The sequence below is a fragment of the Nocardioides sp. P5_C9_2 genome (assembly GCF_054049555.1).
Genome location: NZ_JBFUMD010000411.1, coordinates 1 through 3,596, shown reverse-complemented (window position 1 = coordinate 3,596; position 3,596 = coordinate 1). Strand labels below are relative to the sequence as shown.

Annotated in this window: 4 protein-coding genes; 2 read left to right on the top strand and 2 right to left on the bottom strand. The window is 71.5% G+C overall.

The annotated features are described in order from the left end of the window. A partial coding sequence (locus ACXJKL_RS17120; RefSeq protein ID WP_457208224.1) for an NADP-dependent isocitrate dehydrogenase occupies nucleotides 1-486 on the bottom strand: 486 nt, incomplete at its 3' end. Nucleotides 487-679: 193 nt separating this feature from the next. Between ACXJKL_RS17120 and ACXJKL_RS17115 the strand changes: the two genes are divergently transcribed. Next, nucleotides 680-1,774 (top strand): MIP/aquaporin family protein, encoded by a 1,095-nt coding sequence (locus tag ACXJKL_RS17115; RefSeq protein WP_457208223.1) that lies wholly within the window; start codon nucleotides 680-682, stop codon nucleotides 1,772-1,774. A 2-nt stretch (nucleotides 1,775-1,776) separates the two neighbouring features. Here the strand turns inward: ACXJKL_RS17115 and ACXJKL_RS17110 are convergent, their stop codons facing one another. After that, nucleotides 1,777-2,499, bottom strand: a complete 723-nt coding sequence (locus ACXJKL_RS17110) for a hypothetical protein (protein WP_457208222.1) — start codon at nucleotides 2,497-2,499, stop codon at nucleotides 1,777-1,779. A gap of 106 nt (nucleotides 2,500-2,605) precedes the next feature. Between ACXJKL_RS17110 and ACXJKL_RS17105 the strand changes: the two genes are divergently transcribed. Then, a complete protein-coding gene (locus ACXJKL_RS17105) occupies nucleotides 2,606-3,580 on the top strand; it encodes a malate dehydrogenase (RefSeq protein WP_457208221.1) in 975 nt (324 codons plus the stop codon). The last annotated feature ends 16 nt before the right edge of the window (nucleotides 3,581-3,596 follow it).

Below are 3,596 nucleotides of genomic sequence, written 5' to 3'. Positions count from 1 at the left end.
GGCGCCCATCGAGTGCGGGTGCGCCTTGGCGTAGTTCTTGACGCTCGCGGGGGCGCGACGATCGGAGTTGCCCTCGCGCAGGACCGGGTTGACCGCGGAGCCCTTGACCTTGTCGTACTTGGCGCGGGCGTCCTTCTCCTCGTCCGTCTGCGGGTTCTCCGGGTAGTCGGGGAGGTCGTAGCCCTTGTCCTGAAGCTCCTTGACCGCGGCCTTGAGCTGCGGGATGGAGGCGGAGATGTTGGGCAGCTTGATGATGTTGGCCTCGGGCTTCGTGGCCAGCTCGCCGAGCTCGGCGAGGGCGTCGTCGAGGCGCTGCTCGTCGGTCAGCCGCTCCGGGAACTGGGCGATGATCCGTCCGGCGAGGGAGATGTCGCGCGTCTCGACCTCGACGCCGGCCGTGYGCGCGTAGGCGGACACGATGGGCAGCAGGGAGTACGTCGCCAGCATGGGCGCTTCGTCTGTGTGGGTGTAGATGATCTTGGCCATGGTGCGACGGCTCCTGTGTGGTCGACAGCGGTGATCGGGGTGATCGACGGGGTGCGACGATCAGGCAAACTAACTTGACGTCAAGATACCTGACCGCGACACCCGCTCAACCCTCGCACCCACCGGGCGCGGATCGCTAGAGTGCTCGGTGTTCCCACGGGGGTGGGCACGTCACTTCTCTGGAAGGCCTGGCATGACCGAGATCGTCGAGGATGCGCCCACCACGGCCCAGAAGTTCTCCGCCGAGATGCTGGGGACCTTCGTGCTCGTCTTCTTCGGCGTGGGGGCCTCGTTGATGAGTGGGGGCGACTACCTCACCACCGGGCTGACGTTCGGGCTCACGGTGGTCGTGATGGCCTACGCCGTGGGGCGCGTGTCCGGGGGTCACTTCAACCCCGCGATCACCGTCGGCGCCGCGTTCGGCGGCCGTCTCCCGTGGAACGCCACCCCGATCTACATCGGCGCCCAGCTCCTCGGCGGCCTGGTGGCGGGCGCGCTGCTGTTCGCCCTGATGCACGGCTTCGAGGGCTACACGGCCGAGGGCAACATCGGCGCGAACTCGTTCGGCGACCAGGGCAGCGGCTACGCCATGTGGGCGGCATTCCTGCTCGAGATGCTGCTCACCTGTGTCTTCCTGTACGTCGTGCTCGGCGTCACCGACGCCCGCAACGACTTCCAGGCACTCATGGGCCCGCTGGCCATCGGCCTCTCGCTGGCGATGATCCACTTCGCCTCCATGGGCGCCACCGGCACGTCGGTCAACCCGGCCCGCTCGATCGGCGTGGYCGTCTTCGGCGGCACCGACGCGATCCTCCAGCTGTGGCTGTTCATCGTCGCCCCGCTCCTCGGCGCGGTCATCGCCGGCCTCACCTATCCGCTGGTCTTCGGCCACGGCAGCGAGCCGGTCCCCGGCTCGGGCGTCTCCTTCGGCGGTGGCCGCAAGCAGCAGGGCATGTACGCCCCGCCGAGCGGCTACGAGCAGCAGTGGAACCAGGGCCAGCCGGGCATGTACGCGCCTCCCGGCGGCGGCTACGAGCAGCAGTGGAACCAGGGCCAGCCCGTGCCCCCGGCCCAGCCCGGTCAGGCCGGCCAGTCGGGTCAGGCCGCGCCGCCCCAGCAGTGGGGGCCGCCGGCCCCCCAGCAGCCGCAGCAGCCGCAGCCCGGCCAGTGGGGCCAGCCGGCTCCGCAGCAGCCGGGAGTCCCGCCGCAGGGCCCGCCCCAGCAGTGGGGGCAGCCGCTGCCCGACGACGGCGAGGACGGCCGCACCCAGGTGCGTCGTCCCGACTGACCTCACCCGCTGGTGAGCTCCACCAGCGCGAGGTCGCCGTCCTGCCCCTCGACGAGCACCGGGCCGACCCCGCGGGCGAAGAACGTCTCGCGGGTGACGCCCGGATGCAGCGGGGAGCTGTCCTCGACCTGCACCAGCGCGTCGAAGGCGTCGTACGACGTCGTGCGCTGCTCGTCGATCGACAGCACCCGCCGTTCGTCCTCGGCGATCCCGGGAGCCTTCTCCTGCGCGAAGCCGTCGCCCACGCGCGGCGTCGCGGGCATCACCAGGCCGGCCTCGGCGCCCGCCTGGCCGGCCTCCCAGACGCCGTCGTCGCCGAGGTGCCAGACGTTGCCGTCACGGTCCTGGGCGTACCACGCGGTCGACTCCCCCTCGACCCGCCCGCGCTCGTCGCGCGCCACGGTGTCCACGACGGTGGCCTCGACCCCGGCCGCCCGGGTGGTCCCGGACACGGTGGTCACGACGGTGCCGCCGTCGGGGGCCGCGTAGGTCCACTCGCTCCCGGGCGCCAGCGGGAACCACGGGTTGTCGACGCCGCTGACGAAGTCGCTCGGCTCGGGGCTCGGCGTGGGCACGACGAGCCCGTCGATCCCGGAGGGCGGTGCGGTCCGGGGTTCCCCGAACCCGCAGCCGGTCGTCAGGACAGCGATGCACAGCAGCGCGACGGGCCGCAGCAGCACGGCCGCGGCACGGCGTCGCAGTGCTGGGGAGGGGCCGCCGGGCATGGCGCCAGCATGCCCGACCGTGGGTCAGCCCTGTGGCCGCGGGGGGAGGCCGCGCTGCTAGCGTCAGGCCGGAACCCAGCCTTCGTCGCACATCACAGGAGTCGTCGTGAGCACCACACCCCTCAAGGTCGCCGTCACCGGCGCCGCCGGCCAGATCGGCTACAGCCTGCTCTTCCGCCTCGCCGCCGGCGCGCTCGGAGACCGTCCGGTCGAGCTCCGCCTGCTCGAGATCGAGCCGGCCCTGCCGGCCCTCGAGGGCGTCGTGATGGAGCTCGACGACTGCGCCTTCCCGCTGCTCGCGGGCGTCGAGATCGGCGCGGACCCGGCCGCGATCTTCGACGGCGTCAACGCCGCGATGCTCGTGGGGGCGATGCCCCGCAAGGAGGGCATGGACCGCGCCGACCTGCTCGCGGCCAACGGCAAGATCTTCACCGGCCAGGGCAAGGCGCTCAACGACAGCGCCGCCGACGACGTGAAGATCCTCGTCACCGGCAACCCGGCCAACACCAACGCCCTCATCGCGATGAGCAACGCCCCCGACATCCCGCGCGAGCGCTTCAACGCCCTGACCCGCCTCGACCACAACCGGGCCAAGACGCAGCTCGCCAAGAAGCTCGGCGTCCCGGTCACCGACATCGAGAACCTCGCCATCTGGGGCAACCACGACGACTCGATGTACCCCGACCTCTTCAACACCATGGTCGGGGGCCGCTCGGCCGCCGAGCAGGTCGACGAGGCGTGGATCACCGGCGAGTACATCCCGACCGTCGCCACCCGTGGGGGCGCGATCATCAAGGCTCGCGGCGCCTCCTCGGCTGCCTCCGCCGCCAACGCCACGATCGACCACATGCACGACTGGCTCAACGGCACCTCGGAGTGGGTCTCGATGTCGGTCCCGTCGGACGGCTCGTACGGCGTCACCGAGGGCATCGTCTCCTCGTTCCCCTGCACGGTCACCGACGGCGCCTGGTCGATCGTCCAGGGCATCGACCTCAACGACTTCTCCAAGGAGCGCATCGCCGCCTCGGTCGCGCGCCTCGAGGGCGAGCGGGACCAGGTCAAGGAGCTCGGGCTCATCTGAGCCGCGCGGGGGTAGT

Coding starts and splice junctions, on each gene's coding strand:
- ACXJKL_RS17110 (WP_457208222.1), bottom strand. CDS start 2,499: ATGCCCGGCGGCCCCTCCCCAGCACTGCGACGCCGTGCCGCGGCCGTG.